Consider the following 20,443-nt stretch of genomic DNA (forward strand, 5'->3'; position numbering starts at 1 on the left):
GCCGGGTGGTCGTCCGATGTGGTGGCGGCGCGCCGCCACCACCGCCATCCGGCCGGGCGGCGGCCCACGGGCAGGCGGCCCGGCGCGTCGGGTCCGGGAACTTTTCCGCCCCGGCCACCGACCAACCGGGGTGCGGCGCTTCCGGGCGGCGTATCGAGAACGGCCCTCCGCTCCGGCGGGGGGTGCCAACCGCCGGAGCTGGGCCGGGAGACAGACCACGTGAACCGAGCAGCGTCGCGGACCGTACCGGTCCAGGTGAGCGCCCGACGGCACCGCCCGTCGCGGCCGACGATCGGCACCGGCACGGACGGCTGCCCGTGAGCGGCCCCGGGTGGGCGGTCGGCGCGGGGGCCGACGACGAGCAGGTGACCCGCTGGGCGCGGCTGGCCGGCGCGGGCGACCAGCCGGCTGCCGCCGCCTTCGTCCGGGCGCTCCAGGGCCCGGTGTGGCGGTTCCTGGCCCACCTCGCCGGGCCGGGGGAGGCCGACGACCTGACCCAGGAGACGTTCCTGCGCGCCCTGCGCAGCCTGCCCGGCTTCGCCGGGCGCTCCTCGGCCCGCACCTGGGTGTTCAGCATCGCCCGCCGGGTCGCCGTCGACCACGTCCGCACGGCGATGACCCGCCCGCGCACGGCGGCGCTGCCGGACTGGCAGGCGGCGGCGGAGGACGCGACCGCGACCGGGCCGGGGGCCGAGGACGGGGTCGTCCTGCGCCAGCTCATCGCGGACCTGGCCCCGGAGCGCCGGGAGGCGTTCGTCGCCACCCAGGTCGCCGGCCTGTCGTACGCCGAGGCGGCGCAGGTCTGCGGCTGCCCCGTCGGGACGATCCGCTCCCGGGTCGCGCGGGCGCGGGAGGACCTCGTCGCCGCCTGGCACGCCGACACCCGGTCGACGCGGGCCGGCTGAAGCCGACCCCCCCGCAGCCCGGTCAGGCGGCCCGTCGGTCGTCCCGCCCCCCGCCGGCCGCGCCGCCGCGGGCGAGGGCCTGCGCCGAGTACGGGTGCGGGGGCAGCAGCCGCAGCGTCGGCGTCGACGGCTCGGGCGCGTCCAGCTCGACCCGCCAGCGGGATCCCGGCGACCGGCCCTGCCGGGGCGCGGGCCCACCCGGCCGCAGACCGGGGCGCGACAGCAGCGCGGTGAGCACCCAGCCGAACACCAGGATCGCGTGGCTGACCAGCCGCGACACGGCGACCTGGCCGGTCACCAGGTCGTTGACCGACAGCAGCACCAGGGTCGCGACGAAGGCGCTGAGCATCGGCAGCACGCCGGTCGGCGGAAACCGGCGTACCGCCACGAACAGGAATCCGGCGCCCACGGCGACGTTCCACGCCGCCGACTCGTGCCACAGGTGCTGCCCGGTGGCGTGCGCGTGGGCGACGCTGGTGCCCCGGCCGACCTGCACCAGGCCCAGCACCACCTGCACCGCCCCCACCAGCCCCAGCGTTGCCCGCAGCCCGGCGACCAGCCGCTCCCGCCACCGTTGCGCCCACCGCCGTGGCCGTCGCGGCGGCCCGCCGGCCACGGCGGCGAGCACCGCGTCGGCCAGGTCGGGCGTCGCCGTCACCACCCGGGTACGCGCCCGGCGGGTCACGGCCGCGGCCGTCTCGAACCACACCCGGCAGTCACCGCACGTGATCAAATGCCCCTCGGCCGCGACCCGCTCGGCCGGGGTCTCCTCCCCGTCCAACTGGGCCGACAGCATCTCCCGCCACCGCTCGCACCGCATGTACGGATAGTCGCTCGGCGGCGCGGCGTGGTTCCCGCGCGATCCGGCGGGGCGTCGGGGCGGCGGCGCGGCCGGTCGTTGCGGCGGGCGCACGGGTGGCCCGCGCGGGTGCCCGCCCCGACCTGAGCGCCCGCGGCGGCAGGCGCGCAGGTGGCCCGCGCGGGTGCCCGCCGTCACCCGAGTGCCCGCGGCGGCGGGCCCGGCCGGTGGCCGGGCGACCCGCCCCGGAGTGTCTACTGTGGATCAGGCGAGGGCTGTGATCTCATGCTTTCATGATCAATCCCTCTCCTCTCATGCGCCTGGTGGCCGGCGTGTGGGGATTCAAGACCCTCGCCGTCGGCGTCGAGTTCGGGCTGTTCACCCGCCTCGCGGGCGGCCGGACGATCACCCTCGCCGAGGCCGCCGCCGAGTTCGGGCTCGACGAGCGCCCCGCCGACCTCCTGCTGGCCGCGAGCGCGTCCCTCGGCCTGCTGGAGCGGGCCGGCGACGGCTACCGCAACACCGAGCTGGCCGAGCAGTTCCTGGTGGAGGGGCGGCCCTACTACTTCGGCGCCCAGGTGCGCTACTCCGACCTGCGCACCTATCTGCCGTGGCACCGCATCGCCGACGCGCTGCGCACCAACCGGCCGCTGACCTGGGACCCGCAGGCGCAGGAGTCGCTGTTCGACACCGTCGACCCGGAGATGCTGGCGCAGTTCTGGGACGCCATGTTCTCCACCTCCAGCTTCACCGCCCGCGCGCTGGCCGACGCGTACGACTTCGGGGCGCACACCCGGCTGCTCGACGTCGGCGGCGGGGCCGGGGCGTTCCCGATCGAGTTCTGCCGCCGGCTGCCGCAGCTGCGGGCGACGATCTTCGACCTGCCCCACGTGTGCGCGAAGGCACAGGACCGGATCGCGGCCGAGGGCCTGACCGACCGGATCGGCACGGTCGCCGGCGACTTCCTCGCCGACCCGGCGCTGCCGGAGGGGCACGACGTCGTCCTGCTCAGCATGATCCTGCACGACTGGGACGAACCGACCAACCGGGCGCTGCTGGCCAAGTGCCACGCCGCGCTGCCGCCCGGCGGCGCGGTCGTCATCTGCGAGCTGCTGCTCGACGACGACCGCGCCGGCCCGCCGGAGGCGGCCCTGATGGGCATGAACATGCTCGTCGAGACCGAGGGCGGCAAGAACTACTCCGGCGCCGAGTACGCGGCGTGGCTCGCCGACGCCGGCTTCGTCGACGTCGAGCGGCTGACGTTCGACGCGCCGGGCGCCAACGGCGCCGTGGTGGGCCGCCGGGCCTGACGCGCCGACCGGGGCGGGCAGGCCACGGCCCGCCCGCCCCGGTCAGGCCGCCGGCTTGTACGCGGTGACCAGCTCCCAGCCGCCGGGCAGCACCGCGACCCGCTCGAAGCCGACCTCCTTGAGCAGCCCCGTGTAGAACTCGACCTCCCGCAGCCGGCTCACGCAGCTGTCGACGCCGATCAGGAAGTAGCTCCAGAAGAACTGCATCGCCAGCCGGTCCGGGGTGCGGAACTCCTCGCCGATGAGCAGCAGCCCGCCCGGTTCGAGGGCCCGGTACGCCGCCTCGACCAGCCGGCGGGCGACGTCGTTGGGCCAGTCGTGCAGCACCCGGACGAACGCCAGCGCGTCGTAGCCGGTCGGCAGCGCCTCGGCGAAGAAGTCCCCGCCGACGAAGCCCAGCCGCTCGGCATGGCCGCGGCGCTGCCGGGTCTCGGCCACCAGGGGCGCCACCGCCGGCAGGTTGAACACATCGGCCCGCAGGTGCGGGGCGTCGTCGAGCACCCGGGCGGCGAGCGTGCCGTCGCCGCCGCCGACGTCGAGCAGCCGGCGGCGGTCCGCCCAGAGCCGGTCGGCGTGCCGGTGCAGGGTCTCCAGCACCGGCCCGAGCCCGACGGCCATGCTGCGCTCGAACGCGGCGGTCTGCTCGTCGGTGCGCGGCGGCCACGCGAAGTCCTCGTCGGTCATGCTGACCTCGCCGCGCAGGCTCTCGGCCAGCCGGCCGTGCAGCACGCGCCACGGGTAGCGGTCCCGGTCCCGCTCGACGGCGCCCGGCCCGACGACCGCCGCCACGGCGTCGCGCAGCCCCGGCTCGGCCCGGTAGCGGGCGGCGGCGATGTCGTCGTCGGGTTCCTCGCGGGTGACGACGCCGAGGCTCTCCAGGCAGTCCAGGAACTTGTAGAGCCGCAGCGGCCGGAACCCGAACCGCGCGGCGAGGTCGCCCAGGCGGGCGGGGCCCGGCTCCAGCGCGTCGAGCAGGCCCAGGGTGAGGGCCGTCTCCAGCACGTCCATCGCCTTCGGGCCGTTGGCGAGCAGGCTCATCAGCGCCCGCGGCGACAGGGTGACGTTCACCGGCGGACCTCCGCTTCCAGGGCGTCCATGAACACGTCGATCTCCTCCAGGGTGTTGTAGACGTGCGGGCCGACCCGCAGCCAGCCGCGCCAGCTACAGATCACGTTCCGCGCGGCGAGCCGCCGCTTGACCGCCTCCCCGTCGGGCACGTCGAGGCAGACGACGCCGCCGCGGCGGTGCGGCTCGGTCGGGCTGACCACCGTGATCCCGGCGGCGGCGGCCCGCTCGACGATCCGCCCGGTGCAGGCCAGGGAGTGCCGCCGGATCGCGGGCGCCCCGACGCCGGCCAGCAGGTCCAGGCCCACCTGGGAGACCAGCGAGGTGAGCGGGAACGGCGTGCCGCCGGCGAACCGTTGCGCGCCGGCCGCCCAGCCGGTCGACGGCCGGAACGTCAGCGCGACGTCCCCGGCCTGCCAGCCGGTCGCCGCCGGCTCCAGCCGGGGCGTCAGGTCCGGCCGGACGTAGCAGAAGGCGGTGCCGACGCCGCACAGCCACTTGTGCGCGCCGCCGAGGACGACGTCCACGCCCAGCGCGGTCACGTCCAGCGGCACCACCCCGACCGTCTGGAAGGCGTCGACGATCACCAGGGCGCCGGCGTCGTGGGCGTGGGCGACGAGCCGGGGCAGGTCGATGGTGTCGCCGGAGGCGAAGCTGGCGTGCGGCACGCACACCAGCAGCGTCCGCTCGTCGATGCGCGCTTCGAGGGCGTCCTGGTCGAACCGGACGCCGCCGGTGGCGACGACGTCGGCCTGCGCCCCGTAGCGGCCGAACGCGTTCCAGACGAACGGCACGGTCGGGAACTCCAGGTCGGTGGTGACGACCCGGTCGCGGGGCGGGCGGTAGTCGAAGCAGGAGGCGATCCGGGCCAGCAGGGTGCTCAGGTTCGCGTCGGTGACGACGCTGCCCGCGGGCGCGCCGATGAGCGCGGCCACCGAGTCGGCGTACCGGTCGAGGCCGACGTGCCAGCCCTGCCACACGTCGTCACGCCAGCCGCGCAGGGTCTCCCAGTAGTCGGCCAGCACCCGCTGCGCGCCCTGCGGGACCGCGCCGGTGGAGTTGTTGTTCAGGTAGACGCAGGTGCGCAGCAGCGGGAACTCGGCGCGCAGGGCGGCGAGCGCGTCCGCGTCGAGGCAGCGCGCCTCGTCGGCGGCCGGGGCCGGGTCGGGGGTGCTCACGCGGGACAGCCTCCGGTGTTCGTCGGCGGGGCCGCCGCGCCCGGGTCGGGGCCGACGGCGGTGAAGACGGGGGTGGAGCGGACGGCGGCCAGGTAGGGGGTGCCCTCCGTGTATCCGGTGCCGGGGCGCGTGCCGAGCATCCGGACCGCCAGCCGGTGGTGGGTGCGCCGCCACCCGAGCACCGCCTCGGCGAAGGCGCGCATCTCCCGCTCCACCCGGTCGCGGTCGGCCCCGGTGAGCCGGCCGGCGCGGGCCGCCGCCCGGTAGGCGGCGTCGACCGACGGGTGCCCGGCGAGCACCCACTCGCGCACCTCCGGCACCGAGCGGTAGGCCGCCGAGTCCAGCCGAGACCCGTCGGGGGTACGGCACAGCGACTCCACCAGCTTGTAGGAGCGGGACTGGATGGCGCTGGCCCCCTCGGTGTACTCCCGGAAGGTCCGGAAGGACTCCGGCTGCATGGTGGCCAGCAGCGAGAACAGCGGCGCGGCGGCGGCGAGCCGGTCGCGGGCGGACGCCAGCCGGCCGGCCGCCGTGCCCGGCTGCCCGGTGCGCAGGGCGGCGACCGTGCCGCGCAGTTCGTCGGCGAGCCCGGCGAAGACGCACTCGTACGCCTGGAGCACCCGGACGAACAGGTACTCGTCGTGCGACCGGTACACCGGCAGCATGCTCAGCCGCAGCCGGCGCTCCTCGTCGCCGGTGTCGTCGGCGACGGCGAACGCGTGCAGGGCCGCCGCGGCGGTGGCCGGACTCCGGTCGTCGACCGTCCACGCCGGGTCCAGCCGGGCCATCGCGGGCAACACGGCCCGGACGCCGAGCCGCAGGCGCTTCGCGACCGTCGCTGGGCCGGGGCGCTGCTCGGGGAGCAGGGTGGTGGCTCCGGCCGTGGCGGCGAGTTCGAAGGCGAGGGCGTCGGCGACCAGCCGCACCAGGAGCCGGTCGGAGGCGCGGCGGGCGTCCGCCGGGTCGGGCCCCGCGTCGGTCCCGGGGTCGTCCGCCGTGCAGGGCAGCCGCAGCAGGGGCAGCGCGAGGTAGCTGCGGTAGTCGTACCGGCCGTCCCACTTGTCGAGCGCGACGTCGAGGAACTCGCGCAGGAACCGGTGCGGCTCCGTGGGCCCGGCGGCGGCGCGCCCCGCCGCGACGACGTGCGTCCGTATCTCGTCGAGAAGTGCGAGCAGTTCTTTTTCGACAAAGTGTTTACCGGCGCGCTGGAACGCGTCGAGCACCGCAGAGTAGGGAAAGTCGTCGGGATCGGATAGGCCGGATCGCCAAGTCGTCAGCTCACGCACGAACGGCACCTCAACATTACGGTCGTGTTAAATACGGACGGTGAGGAACCGACGATTCCGGCGGCGGCCGGTCAGGCCCGTGGGGTGGCCGGCGCGGGGCCGGCGACGCCCACCCGCAGATGCCACAGCTCGGGGAAGAACCGGTGGTCGATCAGCCGGGCGAGCATCGTCGCCGGGCTGCCCGGCGTGCCGGCCGGGCCGTGCCCGCCGATGCGCAGGGCCACCTGGTAGTGCCGTACCCGCCAGGACGCGACCCGTTCGTCCCACTCCACCATGGCCTCGGCCAGCCGGTGCAGCGGATCGGCGGGGTCGGTGCCCGGCAGCGCGGAGACGTCGACGCCGACGGCGGCGAGGTGGTCGGCGAAGGCCCGGCCGAGCCGCCGGCTGGCGGCCTGCACCTGCCGCCAACCAGGCGATTCGGCGCCGGAGCCGTTGCCGAGCGCCGGCTGCATGGCCTGGAAGTCGGCCGGGGACAGGTGGCGGAACATCTCCAGCTGGTCGGTGACCAGCCGCACGCCGAGCGCCGCCCGGGTCAGCAGCAGCTCCGCCGCGCCCGGCTCGCCGGCGTCGAGTCGCGCGGCGGCCTCGCGCAGCTCGGACGCGGCGAGCTTGAGCCACAGCTCCGCCGACTGGTGGACCACCTGGAAGAGCAGCTCGTCGCGACAGATCACCTGCTCCGGGGTGCGCTGCAGGTCGAGCAGCTCGTCGACGCGCATGTAACGCGCATAGTCGGTGTCGCCGTCGCCCGGCAGCACGGGTGAGTGGTCCCGCTTCACGGAATTGTCCCCTTCGGCTAAGCGTCGGGGCACCTGAACGCGACCCGCGACGGCTCATCGCGGCGGACATTATCCAACGACGTCGAGCAATATGTCACGCCCGGGGATCCCGTCCGTAGGACGGCAGGGGTAATTCGAGCCTTCTCGACCGTTTCATTCGACGGAAAGGAGACCGCCCGGCGCGCTGTCGAATAGGGGCGCGCCGGGCCGGGGAACGGATCAGCCGCGCAGGGCCAGGTCGAGCACGGAGCCCAGCCCGTTGGGCCGGCCCGGCTCGGCCTCGGGCAGCACCAGCACGGCGCAGCCGGCCCGCACCGCACCGGCGTCCGCCGCCGTGTCGCCCACCATCAGCGCCCGCTCCGCGTCCACCCCGAGCATCCCGCAGGCCCGCCAGAAGATCGCCGGGTCCGGCTTGCAGCGCCCCACCTCGTAGGACAGGACGAACGCGTCCACCAGGGCGTCGAGGCCCCACGCGGCGAAGAACGGCCGGATGTCGAAGCCGATGTTGCTCACCACCGCCACCTTCACCCCCGCCGACCGCAGCGCCGCGAGGGTCGGCGCGGTGTCCGGGTACGGCACCCACCCGTCCGGCCGCAGCACCCGCTCGTAGAGCGCGTCGGCGAGGCCGTCGATCCCGGCGTCCACGGTGGCCGCCAACCCCGTGTACGCGCCCCGGTGCGCGTGCGGGTAGAGGTCCCGCTCGGCCCACAGCTCGGCCAGCGCCGGCGGCACCCGCGCCGGCAGCGGCCCGCCGGCCCGGCCGGCGGTGAGCAGCCGGTCGGCCAGCGCGGTGGCCCGCACCCGCTCCAGGGCCACCCCGCACGCCCGCGCGGCGGCGAGCACCCAGTCGTGGGGCTCCTCCACCTGCGCGAGGGTGCCGTGGAAGTCGAACAGGACCGCTTCGACGGGCCGACGGGACGCCCCGACGCCCGCGGCGGAGTCGGCGCTCGGTGGGGTCGACTGGGTCGGTTCGGCATGATCCGGCACGCCGTGCACCCTACCGACCGCCCCCGACCCCCCTGTCGGACGGCCTTGCGGCGGTGGTCGTCGGAGGCACGCACTAATCTTGGTGACATGTCGAGCCCCGCCGAGCGGTACGCCGCGGCGCGCCGCCGGGCCGCGCAGGCCTCACAGTTCCCGGCGCTGGACGAGTTCGCCCTTGACCTGGGGTTCGATCTCGACGACTTCCAGCGGGAGGCGTGCCAGGCCCTGGAACGGGGCAGCGGCGTGCTGGTCTGCGCCCCCACCGGCGCCGGCAAGACCGTGGTCGGCGAGTTCGCCGTGCACCTGGCCCTGCGCGGCACGCCCGCGCGGCCGGCGGCGGCCGACGGCGACGGCCCGCCGCCCGCCCGGCGCAAGTGCTTCTACACCACGCCGATCAAGGCGCTGTCCAACCAGAAGTACCACGACCTGGTCGACCGCTACGGCGTCGAGCACGTCGGGCTGCTCACCGGCGACAACGCGATCAACGGCGACGCACCGGTGGTCGTGATGACCACCGAGGTGCTGCGCAACATGCTCTACGCCGGCTCGGCCACCCTCGAGGGCCTGGCCTACGTGGTCATGGACGAGGTGCACTACCTCGCCGACCGGTTCCGCGGCGGGGTCTGGGAAGAGGTGATCATCCACCTGCCCGCCTCGGTGACCCTGGTCTCGCTGTCGGCGACCGTCTCCAACGCCGAGGAGTTCGCCGACTGGCTGGTCACCGTGCGCGGCGAGACCGCCGTGGTGGTCAGCGAGCACCGCCCGGTGCCGCTGTGGCAGCACATGCTCGTCGGCAAGCGGATGTTCGACCTCTTCCACGACGCCGACGCCGCCCGCAAGCACGACGTGCACCCGGAGCTGCTGCGCTACACCCGCGAGACGGTGCGCCGCCTGGAGCTGGGGGAGGGGCGCAGCGCCGGGCCGGGCGGCGGCCGGCGCGGGCCGCGCTGGCGGGGCCCGCTGCGCCCGGACATCGTGGACCGGCTCGACCGGGAGGGGCTGCTGCCGGCGATCCTGTTCATCTTCAGCCGCGCCGGCTGCGCCGCCGCCGTGCAGCAGTGCCTCGCCGCCGGCCTGCGGCTCACCAACCCGGAGGAGCGCGCCGAGATCCGCCGGGTCGTCGAGTCGCGGGTCACCGCCATCCCCGGCGAGGACCTGACGGTGCTCGGCTACTGGGAGTGGCTCGACGGCCTGGAGCGCGGCCTGGCCGCCCACCACGCCGGCATGCTGCCGGTGTTCAAGGAGGTCGTCGAGGAGCTGTTCGTCCGGGGCCTGGTCAAGGCGGTCTTCGCCACCGAGACCCTGGCGCTGGGCATCAACATGCCGGCCCGCTGCGTCGTCCTCGAACGCCTCGTGAAGTTCAACGGCGAGGCCCACGTCGACCTCACCCCGGGCGAATACACCCAGCTCACCGGGCGCGCCGGCCGCCGGGGCATCGACGTCGAGGGGCATGCCGTCGTGGTCTGGTCGCCCGAGACCGACCCCCGGCACGTGGCGGGCCTGGCCTCCACCCGCACCTACCCGCTGCGGTCCAGCTTCCGCCCGTCCTACAACATGGCCGTCAACCTGGTCGGCACGGTCGGCGCGGAGCCGGCCCGCGCGCTGCTGGAGAGCTCGTTCGCCCAGTTCCAGGCCGACCGGTCGGTGGTCGGCCTGGCCCGGCAGGTGCAGCGCAACACCGAGACCATCGACGCGTACGGCGCGGAGGCCGCCTGCCACCACGGCGACTTCGACGAGTACTTCGCCCTGCGGGTGGCCATCGCCGACCGGGAGCGCGCCATCGCGCGGCAGGGCCAGCACCAGCGCAAGGCCGCCGCCGTGGCGTCGCTGGAGCGGCTGCGCGTCGGCGACGTGATCCGGGTGCCGTCCGGCCGGCGTGCCGGCCTCGCGGTGGTGCTCGACCCGGCCACCGGCGGGTTCGGCGAGCCCCGCCCGCTCGTGCTGACCCAGGACCGGTGGGCCGGGCGGGTCAGCCCCGGCGACTTCACCACCCCCGCCGAGGTGCTCGCCCGCATCCGGGTGCCCAAGCACTTCAACCACCGTTCCCCGGCGGCCCGCCGCGACCTCGCCGCCGAGGTCAGCGGCACCGGCCTGGACCGGCACGGCGGCCGCCGGGGCGGCCGGTCCCGGCAGGGCGCGGGCGAGGACCACGCGCTCAGCCAGCTCCGCACCGAGCTGCGCCGGCACCCCTGCCACGCCTGCCCCGACCGGGAGGAGCACGCCCGCTGGGCCGAGCGGCGCCGCCGCCTCGAACGCGACACCGAGGAGCTGCGCCAGCGGGTCGCCGGCCGCACCGGCTCCCTTGCCCGCACGTTCGACCGGATCGTCGCGCTGCTCACCGCGCGCGGCTACCTGTCGGCCGATGGGGCCGTCACCGACGCCGGGCGGATGCTCGGCCGGATCTGGACCGAGGCCGACCTGCTGGTCGCCGAGTGCCTGCGCCGGGGCGTCTGGGACGGGCTCTCGCCGGCGGAGCTGGCCGCCGCCGTGTCGGTGGTGGTGTTCGAGGCCCGCCGGGACGCCGACGAGCGGGCGTCGCTGCCGCGCGGCCCCGTCGCGGACGCGGTGGACGAGACGCTGCACCTGTGGAGCGGCATCGAGGCCGACGAGGCCGCCCGTGGCCTCGCGGTGACCCGCGAGCCCGACCTCGGCTTCGCCTGGCCGATCTACCGCTGGGCCCGTGGCGAGGCCCTGGCCAAGGTGCTCGCCAGCGGGCACCAGCTCGACGGCGAGATGCCGGCCGGCGACTTCGTCCGGTGGGCCCGCCAGGTCGTCGACCTGCTCGGTCAGGTCGCCGACTCCGGCGGCGCCTCCACCGAGCTGCGCGCCACGGCCCGGCAGGCCATCGCCGCCGTCAACCGGGGCGTCCTCGCCTACCACGCCACCGCCTGACGGTCACCCTGCGTCGTTTCGACGCCGGTCCCATGCATCGGACTGTCACCGTGACAGCACCCCCCGAAGTGGTCGGGGGGCGCTGTTGCGGCAGCTCAACGCGTCCCCGATCATGTCTGCGGCGCGTCGTCGACGCGCCGGTGACCGGGTGGGGGGACAACCGCCGTGGCGGAGATCAATCACTTTGAGTACGGCTGGATCACGCCGGCGCTCAGCTACGCGTTGTCGGTGCTGGGCTCGTTCCTCGGTCTGGTCTGCGCGGGCCGCATCCGGGCCGCCGCCACCACCGGCCAACGCGTGTGGTGGGGCACCCTCGCCGCCTGGGCGATCGGCGGCACCGCGATCTGGAGCATGCACTTCATGGCGATGCTCGGCTTCGCCGTCGAGGGCACCCGGATCCGCTACGACGTGCCGATCACCGTGGCGAGCGCCCTCATCGCCGTGGTCGCGGTCGGCATCGGCCTGGCCATCGTCGGCACCGGCCGGGTCTCCGCGCTGCGCATCGGCATCGGGGGCGGGCTGACCGGGGCCGGGGTCGTCGCCATGCACTACACCGGGATGGCGGCGATGCGGCTCGGCGGCTCCCTCGGCTACGACGGCGTGCGGGTCGCCCTGTCGGTGGCGATCGCCGTGGTCGCGGCGACCGTGGCGCTGTGGCTGGCCGTCACCGTGCGCCGGGTCCTGGCCGTCGTCGCCTCCGCGCTGGTGATGGGCGTCGCCGTCAACGGCATGCACTTCACCGGCATGAGCGCCCTGTCGGTGCGCCTGCACGAGCAGCACGACGACGTCACCGGTGCGGGGTTCAGCACGCTGCTGGTGCCCATCGTCCTCGCGGTGATCCTCGTGGTGGTCGGGCTGGTCTACGCCCTGCTCGCCGCGCCCACCGAGGAGGACCGGGCCGGCGCGGCCTACCTCGACGCGCGCCGGGCGGACCCGGCCGGGTCGGCGGCGGCGGCGGATCCGCAGCCGGCCCCGGACCCGGTCGGGCTGCGCGCCCGCGGCACCCTGGCCCGCCCCGGCAGCACGTTCCCCACCCGCCGCGTCGACCCGCCCCGCTGACCCGCTGACCCGCTGGTCCGCCCCTGGCCGGCCGGGGGTGGGCCCGCGGTCAGTCGCGGATGGCGAGGGCGTCGACGAGGCGGCGGCAGGAGCCGGCCAGGTTCCAGCGCTCGGCCAGCGCCAGCAGCCGGTCCGGGTCGGCCGGGGCCTGCGGCAGCGCCGTGGGCAGCTCCGGCAGCGGCACGTCCAGCGCCACCCGCACCACCGTCGGCGCGACGGCCAGGTAACCGCGGGCGGCGTCCAGCCGGGCCCGCAGGCCGGGGGCGAACCCGGCGTCGGGGTCGTCGAGCGCGGCGAGGATGCCGGCGACGCCGCCGTAGCGGTCGACCAGCCGGGCCGCGGTCTTCTCGCCGACGCCCGGCACGCCGGGCAGCCCGTCGCTGGGGTCGCCGCGCAGGGCCGCGAAGTCGGCGTACCGGTCGGCGGGCACCCCGTAGCGGGCGCGCACCGCCGCGTCGTCGCAGTCCTCCAGCTTCGCCACGCCACGCCCGACGTAGAGCAGCCGCACCCCGCGCGCGTCGTCGACGAGTTGGAACAGGTCCCGGTCCCCGGAGACCACCTCCGCCGGTGCGGGCTGGGTCACCGACAGCGTGCCCAGCACGTCGTCGGCCTCGTAGCCGGCGGCCCCGACCGCCGTGATGCCGATCGCGGCCAGCACGTCCAGGATCACCGGCACCTGCGGGCCGAGGGTGTCGGGCACCTCCTCGCCCCCCTCCGGGGCCACCCGGTGCGCCTTGTACGACGGCAGGAGCGCCACCCGCCAGTCGGGACGCCAGTCGTGGTCCAGGGCGCAGACCAGCCGGTCGGGGCGGCGGGTGCGCACCAGCGTGGCGAGCATGTCGAGGAATCCGCGCACCGCGTTGACGGGGCTGCCGTCGGCGGCCCGCGCGGCGGACTCGGGGACGCCGAAGTAGGCCCGGAAGTAGAGACTGGGAGCGTCGATCAGCAGGATCGGGGATCGGTGTGCCACGCCGGACAGCGTGGCACAGCCGTCCGACGATCCGGGCGCGGCGCGGCGGTCAGCGCGGCCCGTCGTGCCGGTAGAGCGCCTCCCGGCGGGCGAGGCGCTGCACGGCGTAGCTCGCCACCAGCAGGACGAGGGCGACGGCCGCCTCCAGCCACGCGAGGGCCCCGTTGGCGACGGTGAGGCCGACCGCCAGCAGCACCAGCCCGGCGACGGCGAGGATGCCGGCCCACAACAGCCCGCGCCGCCGCCGCGCCCCGCGCTCCCGCCCGCCGCCCATCGCGCCGCCTTCTCCGTCCCGTCGGCCGGCGGACCGGTGCCGGCGTGGGTCCAGGCTATCGACGTCGCCGCCCGCCTCGGGCGGGTTCGACGCGACACCGCCGCCTCCCGCAGGTGGCCAAACGACCGTTAAGCTCACAGGGCGGGAACCGACGGTAGAACCGGCCACCGGAACCCGACGCCGTCCGCACGACGGGCGGCGTGACCCGGCTCAACACCACCCCACGGAGCTCAGCGCGCTATGACCGTCGACCGGATCCTGCCCACCGACGAGGCCCACGACCTGCTCGACCTCGCCACCGAGCTCGCCGACCGGGAGCTCGCCCCCCGCGCCGCCGCGTTCGAGTCCCGCGCCGAGTTCCCCCGGGAGGTGCTGCGCACCCTCGGCCGCGCCGGCCTGCTCGGCCTGCCCTACGCCGAGGAGCACGGCGGGGCCGCCCAGCCGTACGAGGTGTACCTGCAGGTGCTGGAGGTGCTTGCCAGCCGCTGGCTCGCCGTCGCCGAGGCGGTCAGCGTGCACACCCTGTCCTGCTACCCCCTGGCCCAGTTCGGCACGGACGCCCAGCGCAAGCTGCTGCCCGACATGATCGGCGGCGAGCTGCTCGGCGCGTACTGCCTGTCGGAGCCGCAGGGCGGCTCGGACGCGGCGGCGCTGACCACGAGGGCCGTGCGCGACGGCGATGCGTACGTGGTCACCGGCACCAAGGCGTGGATCACCCACGCGCAGGTGGCCGACTTCTACAACGTCTTCTGCCGCACCGGCGGGCCCGGCCCGAAGGGCATCTCCTGCCTGCTCGCCGACCGTGACACCCCCGGCATCGTCCCGCAGGCCGCCGAGCGGACCATGGGCCTGCACGCCTCCCCGGTGGCGCAGGTCGCCTTCGACGACGCCCGGGTGCCGGCCGACCGCCTCATCGGCGGGGCGGGCGCCGGCTTCACCATCGCCATGTCCGCCCTGGACTCCGGCCGCCTCGGCATCGCCGCCTGCGCCGTCGGCCTGGCCCAGGCCGCCCTCGACCACGCGGTCGGCTACGCCCGTGAGCGTCGGCAGTTCGGGCGGGCGATCGTCGACTTCCAGGGCCTCGGGTTCACCCTGGCCGACCACGCCACCCAGATCTCCGCCGCCCGCGCGCTGACGCTGGCCGCCGCGCGGCTGCGCGACGCCGGCCGGCCGTACTCGATCGAGGCGGCGAAGGCGAAGCTGTTCGCCACGGACGTGGCGATGCGGGTGACCATCGACGCGGTGCAGGTGCTCGGCGGGGCCGGCTACGTCGCCGACCATCCCGTCGAGCGCTACCTGCGGGAGGCGAAGGTGCTCCAGATCGTCGAGGGCACCAACCAGATCCAGCGCCTGGTGATCTCCCGCGCCCTGGCCAGGGACTGAGCGCGCGTCGGCACGAACCTGCCGGCCTGCGGTGCCGGGACGATCCAGAACATCCCGAACAACGGCACGGGCGGGCACACGGTGACCATCCACCACTCCGACGGCTACCGCAGCCAGTACCTGCACCTGTCGCAGTTCCTGCTGTCCGACGGCTCCTGGCGTGGCTTCGCCCGCTTCCTCAACCAGGACCAGTGGGACTGAGGCCCGACGCGGAAGGTCACCCGGGGCGGACCGAGCGTCACGCGGGGCGGGGGCGTCGTCGCGGGGGAGCGCTTTTACCGGTAGGTTGCACGCCGTGGAGGAGATCGACCGGGCCATCGTCGCGGCGCTGACCGCCGACGGGCGGCTGTCGTACACGGACCTGGCGGAGAAGGTGGGCCTGTCGGTGTCCGCCGTGCACCAGCGGGTCCGCCGGCTGGAGCAGCGCGGGGTGATCCGGGGCTACGCCGCCCGGGTCTCCTTCGAGGCGGTCGACCTGCCGCTGAGCGCGTTCGTGGCGATCCGGCCGTTCGACCCGTCGCAGCCCGACGACGCCCCGGAGCGGCTGGCCCACCTGCCCGAGATCGACTCCTGCTACTCGGTGGCGGGGGAGGACTTCTACCTGCTGCTGGTGCGGGTGGCCTCCCCGGCCGACCTGGAGCGCCTGCTCCAGGAGATCCGCACGGCCGCGAACGTCACCACCCGCACCACCGTGGTCCTGTCCACCCCGTACGAGAACCGGCCGCCGAAGATCAGCGGGGAGCCGTCGACCCGGGCGCGGTCCCGGGCGGCGGGGGAGGCGGCTGGTTCCACCGCAGGATGACCCGCCGGCCGTGCTCGTGGCCGAGGACGCTGACCGTGGCGGTGTCCAGCCGCAGCAGCCCGCCGCCGGGCGGCGGGAGGCCGATCCACCGGGCGCCCAGCACCCGCAGGCTGTGCGCGTGGCCGACCAGGGCGACGTCGCCGTCGGCGAGCGCGGCGGCGGCGCGGGCCAGCACCCGGTCGAGCCGCGCGCCCACCTCGGCCGGTGACTCCCCGGCGGGGCAGCCGTCGGTCCAGATGTTCCACCCTGGGCGGCCGGTGTGGATGTCGGCGGTGGTGACGCCCTCGTACCGGCCGTAGTTCCACTCGGCCAGGTCCTCGTCGGCCGCGGTGACGGCGAGCCCGGCCAGTTCGGCGGTGCGCAGCGCCCGGCGGCGCGGGCTGGCCAGCACGAGGGCGAACCGCCGGCCGGCGAGGGGGGTGGCGAGCGCGCGGGCCTCCCGTTCGCCGTCGGCGGTGAGCTCCAGGTCGGTGTACGAGGTGTGCCGGCGGCTGGCGCTCCACTCGGTCTCGCCGTGGCGGACGAGGACGATCTCTCCCATCGGCCCAGTCAACCAGGTCCCCCGCCGCACACGCGACACCTAGCCTCCTAGGATGCCCTGCCGCGTGTGACGCCGCCCGCCTCCCAGGTTTCCGCTGCCCCACACCCGGGCATGCCTTTGGTCAGGGGCAGTGAAGCCCCGGACCGCCGGAGCAGAGGGAGTGGACATGAGCTTCACCGACAAGGCGAAGAACAAGGCCCAGGAGCTGGCCGGCGCCGCCAAGGAGCGCGTCGGCGACATGACGGACAACGAGCGCCTGCGCGCCGAGGGCGCCACCGAGCAGAGCGACGCGCGGGCCCGTCAGGCGGGCGAGCACGTCAAGGACGCCGGCCGGGACGTGCGCGACGCGTTCACCAGGTGACCCGACCGCGCGGCGGCCCCGGAGGAGTCCTCCGGGGCCGCCGTCGTCGTGTCGTCCCCGTGTCCGGCCGGGGGAGGGGGGCGGGCTAGGAGACCCGGGTGACGCGGATCGCGTCGGCGATGACGAGGCCGGCGCCGGTGGTCCACCGGCTCACGCCGACCCGGTTGGCGTCGCCGGCGGGGAGGGCGAACGTGCCGAGGGCGCGCCACTGGCCGCCGGTGGCGCGCTGGTCGACGTACACGGTCTTGTTGCCGGTGGTGGTGGCGACGAGGTACGGGGTGGCGTTGTTGTATCCGGCGTTGGCCGGCCACCAGGCGTCGACGCGGTAGGTGCCGGTGGCGGGGACGTTGACCCGGTACCAGGCGACGTCGCTGGAGGCGACGGGGTCGGCGTAGCGGTAGTCGGCGCCGTAGCGCTGGCCTGAGTAGGTGGAGACGCGCCAGTTGGCGCTGGCGGTGAAGCGGCCGGAGGTGGCGTTGTCGACGACGGCGCTCCAGGCGGTGCCGCCGTTCATCCGGGCGGCGACGTCGGCGCGCATGACGTCCAGGTCGATGAAGGATGGGTCGATCTTGCCGGTGGTGCTGGTTTCGCGGTGGCCCCGGGCGTAGCTGGCGTCCCGGCCGAGGCGGGTGAGCACGGCGACGGTGGCGCGCAGCGACGCCTCGTACTGGGCGGGGGTCATCTCCTGGCTGACGCCGTTGTAGTCGATCTCCCAGCCGATCATGAGGGTGTTGCCGTCGCCGGCGGGGATGGGTCCGCTGCCGCCGCTGGCGCCGGCGTGGTTGGCGCGGCCGGCGGAGATGAGGTGGAACACGCCGTGGTAGTCGACGAGGGCCTGGCAGAGGGGCCCGGGCAGGTCGGAGCGGCCGTTGATGCAGATGCCCAGGGCGGGGTGGGGGTTGGTGGCGCTGGAGGTGGAGGCGGTGTGGTGCCACAGCACGCCGATGGGGTCGAAGTCGCCGGGGCGCATCCGGTTGCGCCAGTCACCCTCCTCGACGACCTGGACGCCGGCGGCGCGCAGGACGTCGGCGAGCCAGCCGACGGTGGCCATCAGGACTGCCCGATCAGGTCGGCGAGGCATTCGGCGCGGGCCTCGGCCCGGGCGGGCGCGGGGCGCAGGGCGACGGTGAGCGCGGCGGCGACGAGGGCGGGGAAGCCGAGGAGCCCTCGGCGGCGCAGGCGGGCGACGGGTGACGTGGCCACGGCACTCCTCACAGCGGCGGACGGTGGTCCGCCCGGTCGGTGGTCAGGGATGACGGCACGCTATCCGGTTACACCTGGCTATGTCGATACCCTTCAATGAGTCTGTGGGGGCTGTAGGTTTCCCGCAGCGCCGGCCCGGACACAGGCGCCCGCGTCCAGGGTGGACACGGGCTGTCGGCCGGTCTGTCGCGGTCTTCCGGCCCTGTCCGGGGGCGGTTGGCCGCTGCTGTACTCGGGGCATGGTCGTCAAGCTGCGTGGGTTGGTGCGGCGTTGGCCGGTGGCGTCGTTCTTCGCCCTGGCGTACGTGCTGTCGTGGAGTTGGTGGGTGCCGATCGCGGTCGCCGGGGGTGTGGTGCGCGGCGGCGATCCGTGGCCCACCCACATGCCCGGCCTGCTCGGGCCGCTGCTGGCGGCGGTGACGGTCACCGCCGTGACCGGGGGCCGGGCGGCGGTGGCCGGGTACGTCGGGCGGCTGTGGCGCTGGCGCGGCGGCTGGCGCACGGCGCTGCTGGCCGCCAGTCCGTTGGCCATGCTGGCCGTCGGGCTGGCGGCCGTCGCCCTGGCCGGTCAGCCGGTCCCGCCGTGGCGGGACCTGTTCGTGATCAGCGGGTTGCCGTCGGCGGCGCTGCCGATGCTCCTGGGTCTGGTGGTGCTCAACGGCCTGGGGGAGGAGGGCGGTTGGCGCGGCTTCGCCCAGGAGCAGCTCCAGGCCCGCCACGGGCCGGTCCGGGCGGCGCTGCTCACCGCCGTCGGGTGGGCGGTCTGGCACGCGCCGTTGTTCGTCATCCTGGCCACCTTCCGTGGCTTCCGCCCCGCCGTGCTGCCCGGCTTCTTCCTCGGCATGGTCGCCGGCGCGGTGGTCCTGGCCTTCGTCTACAACGCCGCCGGCGGGGGTGTCGCCGCCGCGGCCTGCTGGCATGTGGCCTACAACCTGTCCTCGGCGTCGGCCGCCGCGTCGGGAACCGTCGCCGCCGTCTCCACCACCGTGGTCATGCTGTGGGCGGTGGTCCTGCTGGTCATGGCCTGGCGTGCCGCCCGCCGCGGCGCGCCGTCGCCGTTGCTCGCCGGAAGGCGTCGGGCCGGATCCGAGCCTCAGACCCTAGTATCCTAGGACACCCTACGGGGCGTGGCGCGCCACGCCAAAACCAAAAAGCATGGGCCCCGGCATCCGCCGGGGCCCATGCGGTCGAGCGGGTGCCGATCAGTCGTCGCGGTGGTCGTGCCACCACTGCCGGCCGGCGGCGGGCAGGGTGTCGATCGGGTCGTAGTAGGCGTAGCGCTTGTTGAGCGCCTCCAGGTCGGCCGACTCGATGGAGGTGCGGTAGTTCTTCGTCCAGTAGGAGATGCCGCGCTCGCGGTCGTAGTCGGTGAGCATGTGCACCCACCGCTTGCCGACGAACGGCACGTCGCAGACGATCCGCGGGGTGGCGTAGCCGGGGAGGTAGCCCATGATGTCGTGCTGGAGCTGCTGGGCGTGCCAGACCGGGACCCGCCAGTGCTCGGCGTTGGGGATCATGTCGCACATGTAGAAGTAGTAGGGCAGGATGCCCGCCTCGCCCTGGAGCGCGAAGCAGAGGTCGAGCAGGTCGGGGGCGGTGGCGTTGACGCCGCGCATGAGCACGCCCTGGTTGCGTACGTCGCGTACGCCGACGTCGAGGGCGGTCTGGGCGGCCTTCGCGACCAGCGGGGTGAGCGACTGGGCGTGGTTGACGTGGGTGTGGATGGCCAGGTTGACGCCGCGACGGGCGGCGGTGCGGGCGACGCGTTCCAGGCCCTCGACGACGTCGGGCTGGAGCCAGTGCTGGGGCAGGCCCATGAGGGCCTTGGTGGCGAGGCGGATGTCGCGGATGGTTTCGATCTCCAGCAGCCGCATCAGGTACGACTCGAGGTTGCGCCACGGGACGTTGGCCACGTCGCCGCCGGAGACGACCACGTCGCGTACGCCGGGGTGGGCCTTGAGGTAGGTGATGTGGGCGTCGTAGCGGTCGACGGGCTTGAGGGTGAGCTTGAGCTTGTCGACGGCGGGGGTGGAGTTGCCGACGAGGTCCATCCGGGTGCAGTGCCCGCAGTACTGGGGGCAGGTGGAGAGCAGCTCGGCGAGGACCTTGGTCGGGTAGCGGTGGGTAAGGCCCTCGGCGACCCACATGTCGTGCTCGTGGAGGGAGTCGCGGCTGGCGTACGGGTGGGAGGGCCAGTCGGTGCGCCGGTCGGAGGCGACGGGGATCATGTAGCGCCGGATGGGGTCGGCGAGGAGCGCGGCGGTGGTGAGCGGCGCGTGCGGCACCATGGTGTTGATCATCTGGGGTGGCACGAGCATGGACATGGTGGCCAGGGCCTGCTGGTCGGCTTCCAGGTCGGCGTAGAAGGACTCGTCGACGGTGTCGCCGAGGACGGCGTGCAGCTGCTTGATGTTCTTGACGCAGTTGACGCGCTGCCACTGGGCGCTTTCCCACTGTTCGCGGGTGATGTGACGCCAGCCGGGGAAGCGGGTCCAGTCGGGTTCGACCAGGGGGCGGCGGCGGTATTCGTAGGGCTGCCCGGCGGTGGGTGCGGCGACCGGGGCGTGACGGGGCGCAGGGATGGTCTCAGCCGGTTGGGTCTGGGTCACGGCCCCTCCTCGGTGCGTGGTGCGGATGATCGGCGGCCCGTAGGCT

20 protein-coding genes and 1 pseudogene are annotated in these 20,443 nt (G+C 75.0%); 9 read left to right on the forward strand and 12 right to left on the reverse strand.

What is annotated here, in order from left to right:
* The first annotated feature begins 317 nt into the window (after positions 1-317).
* Positions 318-905, forward strand: a complete 588-nt coding sequence (locus O7628_RS27960) for a sigma-70 family RNA polymerase sigma factor (protein WP_278135128.1) — start codon at positions 318-320, stop codon at positions 903-905.
* Positions 906-927: 22 nt separating this feature from the next.
* On the opposite strand, the gene O7628_RS27965 is transcribed toward O7628_RS27960, so the two are convergent.
* Positions 928-1,725 (reverse strand): zf-HC2 domain-containing protein, encoded by a 798-nt coding sequence (locus tag O7628_RS27965; protein ID WP_278135130.1) that lies wholly within the window; start codon positions 1,723-1,725, stop codon positions 928-930.
* 272 nt (positions 1,726-1,997) lie between these two features.
* On the opposite strand from O7628_RS27965, the gene O7628_RS27970 reads away from it, so the two are divergent.
* Entirely contained in the window at positions 1,998-3,014 is a 1,017-nt protein-coding gene (locus O7628_RS27970; RefSeq protein WP_278135131.1) for a methyltransferase, read from the forward strand.
* Positions 3,015-3,056: 42 nt separating this feature from the next.
* On the opposite strand, the gene O7628_RS27975 is transcribed toward O7628_RS27970, so the two are convergent.
* From O7628_RS27975 to O7628_RS27995, 5 genes are all read right to left on the reverse strand, one after another.
* Positions 3,057-4,082, reverse strand: coding sequence for a methyltransferase (locus O7628_RS27975; RefSeq protein WP_083302830.1), 1,026 nt, complete (start codon positions 4,080-4,082; stop codon positions 3,057-3,059).
* The gene (locus O7628_RS27980) at positions 4,079-5,257 is read right to left on the reverse strand and encodes an aminotransferase class V-fold PLP-dependent enzyme (RefSeq protein WP_278135133.1); all 1,179 of its coding nucleotides are present in this window, start codon (positions 5,255-5,257) and stop codon (positions 4,079-4,081) included. Before O7628_RS27980 ends, O7628_RS27975 begins: the two co-directional genes overlap by 4 nt.
* Positions 5,254-6,552 (reverse strand): hypothetical protein, encoded by a 1,299-nt coding sequence (locus tag O7628_RS27985; RefSeq protein WP_347405222.1) that lies wholly within the window; start codon positions 6,550-6,552, stop codon positions 5,254-5,256. Before O7628_RS27985 ends, O7628_RS27980 begins: the two co-directional genes overlap by 4 nt.
* A gap of 62 nt (positions 6,553-6,614) precedes the next feature.
* On the reverse strand, positions 6,615-7,319 hold the full coding sequence (locus O7628_RS27990; protein WP_278135137.1) for a tryptophan 2,3-dioxygenase family protein: 705 nt from the start codon (positions 7,317-7,319) through the stop codon (positions 6,615-6,617).
* 219 nt (positions 7,320-7,538) lie between these two features.
* Positions 7,539-8,315 (reverse strand): HAD family hydrolase, encoded by a 777-nt coding sequence (locus O7628_RS27995; protein ID WP_278135139.1) that lies wholly within the window; start codon positions 8,313-8,315, stop codon positions 7,539-7,541.
* A 78-nt stretch (positions 8,316-8,393) separates the two neighbouring features.
* Between O7628_RS27995 and O7628_RS28000 the strand changes: the two genes are divergently transcribed.
* Both O7628_RS28000 and O7628_RS28005 read left to right on the forward strand, forming a co-directional pair.
* Positions 8,394-11,195 carry a DEAD/DEAH box helicase gene (locus tag O7628_RS28000; protein ID WP_278135141.1) on the forward strand — a complete coding sequence of 934 codons (2,802 nt, stop codon included), beginning with the start codon at positions 8,394-8,396 and terminating at the stop codon, positions 11,193-11,195.
* A gap of 165 nt (positions 11,196-11,360) precedes the next feature.
* A complete protein-coding gene (locus tag O7628_RS28005; RefSeq protein ID WP_278135144.1) occupies positions 11,361-12,254 on the forward strand; it encodes an MHYT domain-containing protein in 894 nt (297 codons plus the stop codon).
* A 49-nt stretch (positions 12,255-12,303) separates the two neighbouring features.
* Here the strand turns inward: O7628_RS28005 and O7628_RS28010 are convergent, their stop codons facing one another.
* Positions 12,304-13,224, reverse strand: a complete 921-nt coding sequence (locus O7628_RS28010) for a 5'-3' exonuclease (RefSeq protein WP_278135146.1) — start codon at positions 13,222-13,224, stop codon at positions 12,304-12,306.
* A gap of 49 nt (positions 13,225-13,273) precedes the next feature.
* The gene (locus O7628_RS28015; RefSeq protein WP_278135148.1) at positions 13,274-13,498 is read right to left on the reverse strand and encodes a hypothetical protein; all 225 of its coding nucleotides are present in this window, start codon (positions 13,496-13,498) and stop codon (positions 13,274-13,276) included.
* A gap of 240 nt (positions 13,499-13,738) precedes the next feature.
* Between O7628_RS28015 and O7628_RS28020 the strand changes: the two genes are divergently transcribed.
* The 3 genes and pseudogenes from O7628_RS28020 (at position 13,739) to O7628_RS28025 (ending at position 15,683) form a co-directional block, all read left to right on the forward strand.
* Positions 13,739-14,881: an acyl-CoA dehydrogenase family protein gene (locus O7628_RS28020; RefSeq protein WP_278135149.1), complete on the forward strand. Its 1,143-nt coding sequence runs from the start codon at positions 13,739-13,741 to the stop codon at positions 14,879-14,881.
* Between the two features lie 15 nt (positions 14,882-14,896).
* Positions 14,897-15,082 (forward strand): annotated as a pseudogene (locus tag O7628_RS32740) (M23 family metallopeptidase); the annotation flags it as partial.
* Positions 15,083-15,176: 94 nt separating this feature from the next.
* Positions 15,177-15,683: an Lrp/AsnC family transcriptional regulator gene (locus O7628_RS28025; protein WP_278135152.1), complete on the forward strand. Its 507-nt coding sequence runs from the start codon at positions 15,177-15,179 to the stop codon at positions 15,681-15,683.
* On the opposite strand, the gene O7628_RS28030 is transcribed toward O7628_RS28025, so the two are convergent.
* Positions 15,613-16,224 carry a histidine phosphatase family protein gene (locus tag O7628_RS28030; RefSeq protein ID WP_278135155.1) on the reverse strand — a complete coding sequence of 204 codons (612 nt, stop codon included), beginning with the start codon at positions 16,222-16,224 and terminating at the stop codon, positions 15,613-15,615. The genes O7628_RS28025 and O7628_RS28030 overlap by 71 nt on opposite strands.
* A gap of 166 nt (positions 16,225-16,390) precedes the next feature.
* Here O7628_RS28030 and O7628_RS28035 point away from each other — a divergent pair, with 166 nt between their 5' ends.
* Complete coding sequence (locus tag O7628_RS28035) at positions 16,391-16,585, forward strand: CsbD family protein (RefSeq protein WP_074476452.1); 195 nt, start codon at positions 16,391-16,393, stop codon at positions 16,583-16,585.
* An 85-nt stretch (positions 16,586-16,670) separates the two neighbouring features.
* Here the strand turns inward: O7628_RS28035 and O7628_RS28040 are convergent, their stop codons facing one another.
* Both O7628_RS28040 and O7628_RS28045 read right to left on the reverse strand, forming a co-directional pair.
* Entirely contained in the window at positions 16,671-17,636 is a 966-nt protein-coding gene (locus tag O7628_RS28040) for an N-acetylmuramoyl-L-alanine amidase (RefSeq protein ID WP_278135158.1), read from the reverse strand.
* Positions 17,636-17,788 carry a hypothetical protein gene (locus tag O7628_RS28045; protein WP_278135159.1) on the reverse strand — a complete coding sequence of 51 codons (153 nt, stop codon included), beginning with the start codon at positions 17,786-17,788 and terminating at the stop codon, positions 17,636-17,638. Before O7628_RS28045 ends, O7628_RS28040 begins: the two co-directional genes overlap by 1 nt.
* Before the next feature lie 239 nt (positions 17,789-18,027).
* Between O7628_RS28045 and O7628_RS28050 the strand changes: the two genes are divergently transcribed.
* Positions 18,028-18,900 (forward strand): CPBP family intramembrane glutamic endopeptidase, encoded by an 873-nt coding sequence (locus tag O7628_RS28050; protein ID WP_278135161.1) that lies wholly within the window; start codon positions 18,028-18,030, stop codon positions 18,898-18,900.
* Between the two features lie 90 nt (positions 18,901-18,990).
* Here O7628_RS28050 and O7628_RS28055 read toward each other — a convergent pair whose 3' ends face one another.
* Complete coding sequence (locus tag O7628_RS28055) at positions 18,991-20,397, reverse strand: lysine 2,3-aminomutase (protein ID WP_278135163.1); 1,407 nt, start codon at positions 20,395-20,397, stop codon at positions 18,991-18,993.
* Positions 20,398-20,443: the final 46 nt, after the last annotated feature.

Source organism: Micromonospora sp. WMMD956 (assembly GCF_029626125.1).
GTDB classification, from domain to species: Bacteria; Actinomycetota; Actinomycetes; order Mycobacteriales; family Micromonosporaceae; genus Micromonospora; species Micromonospora carbonacea.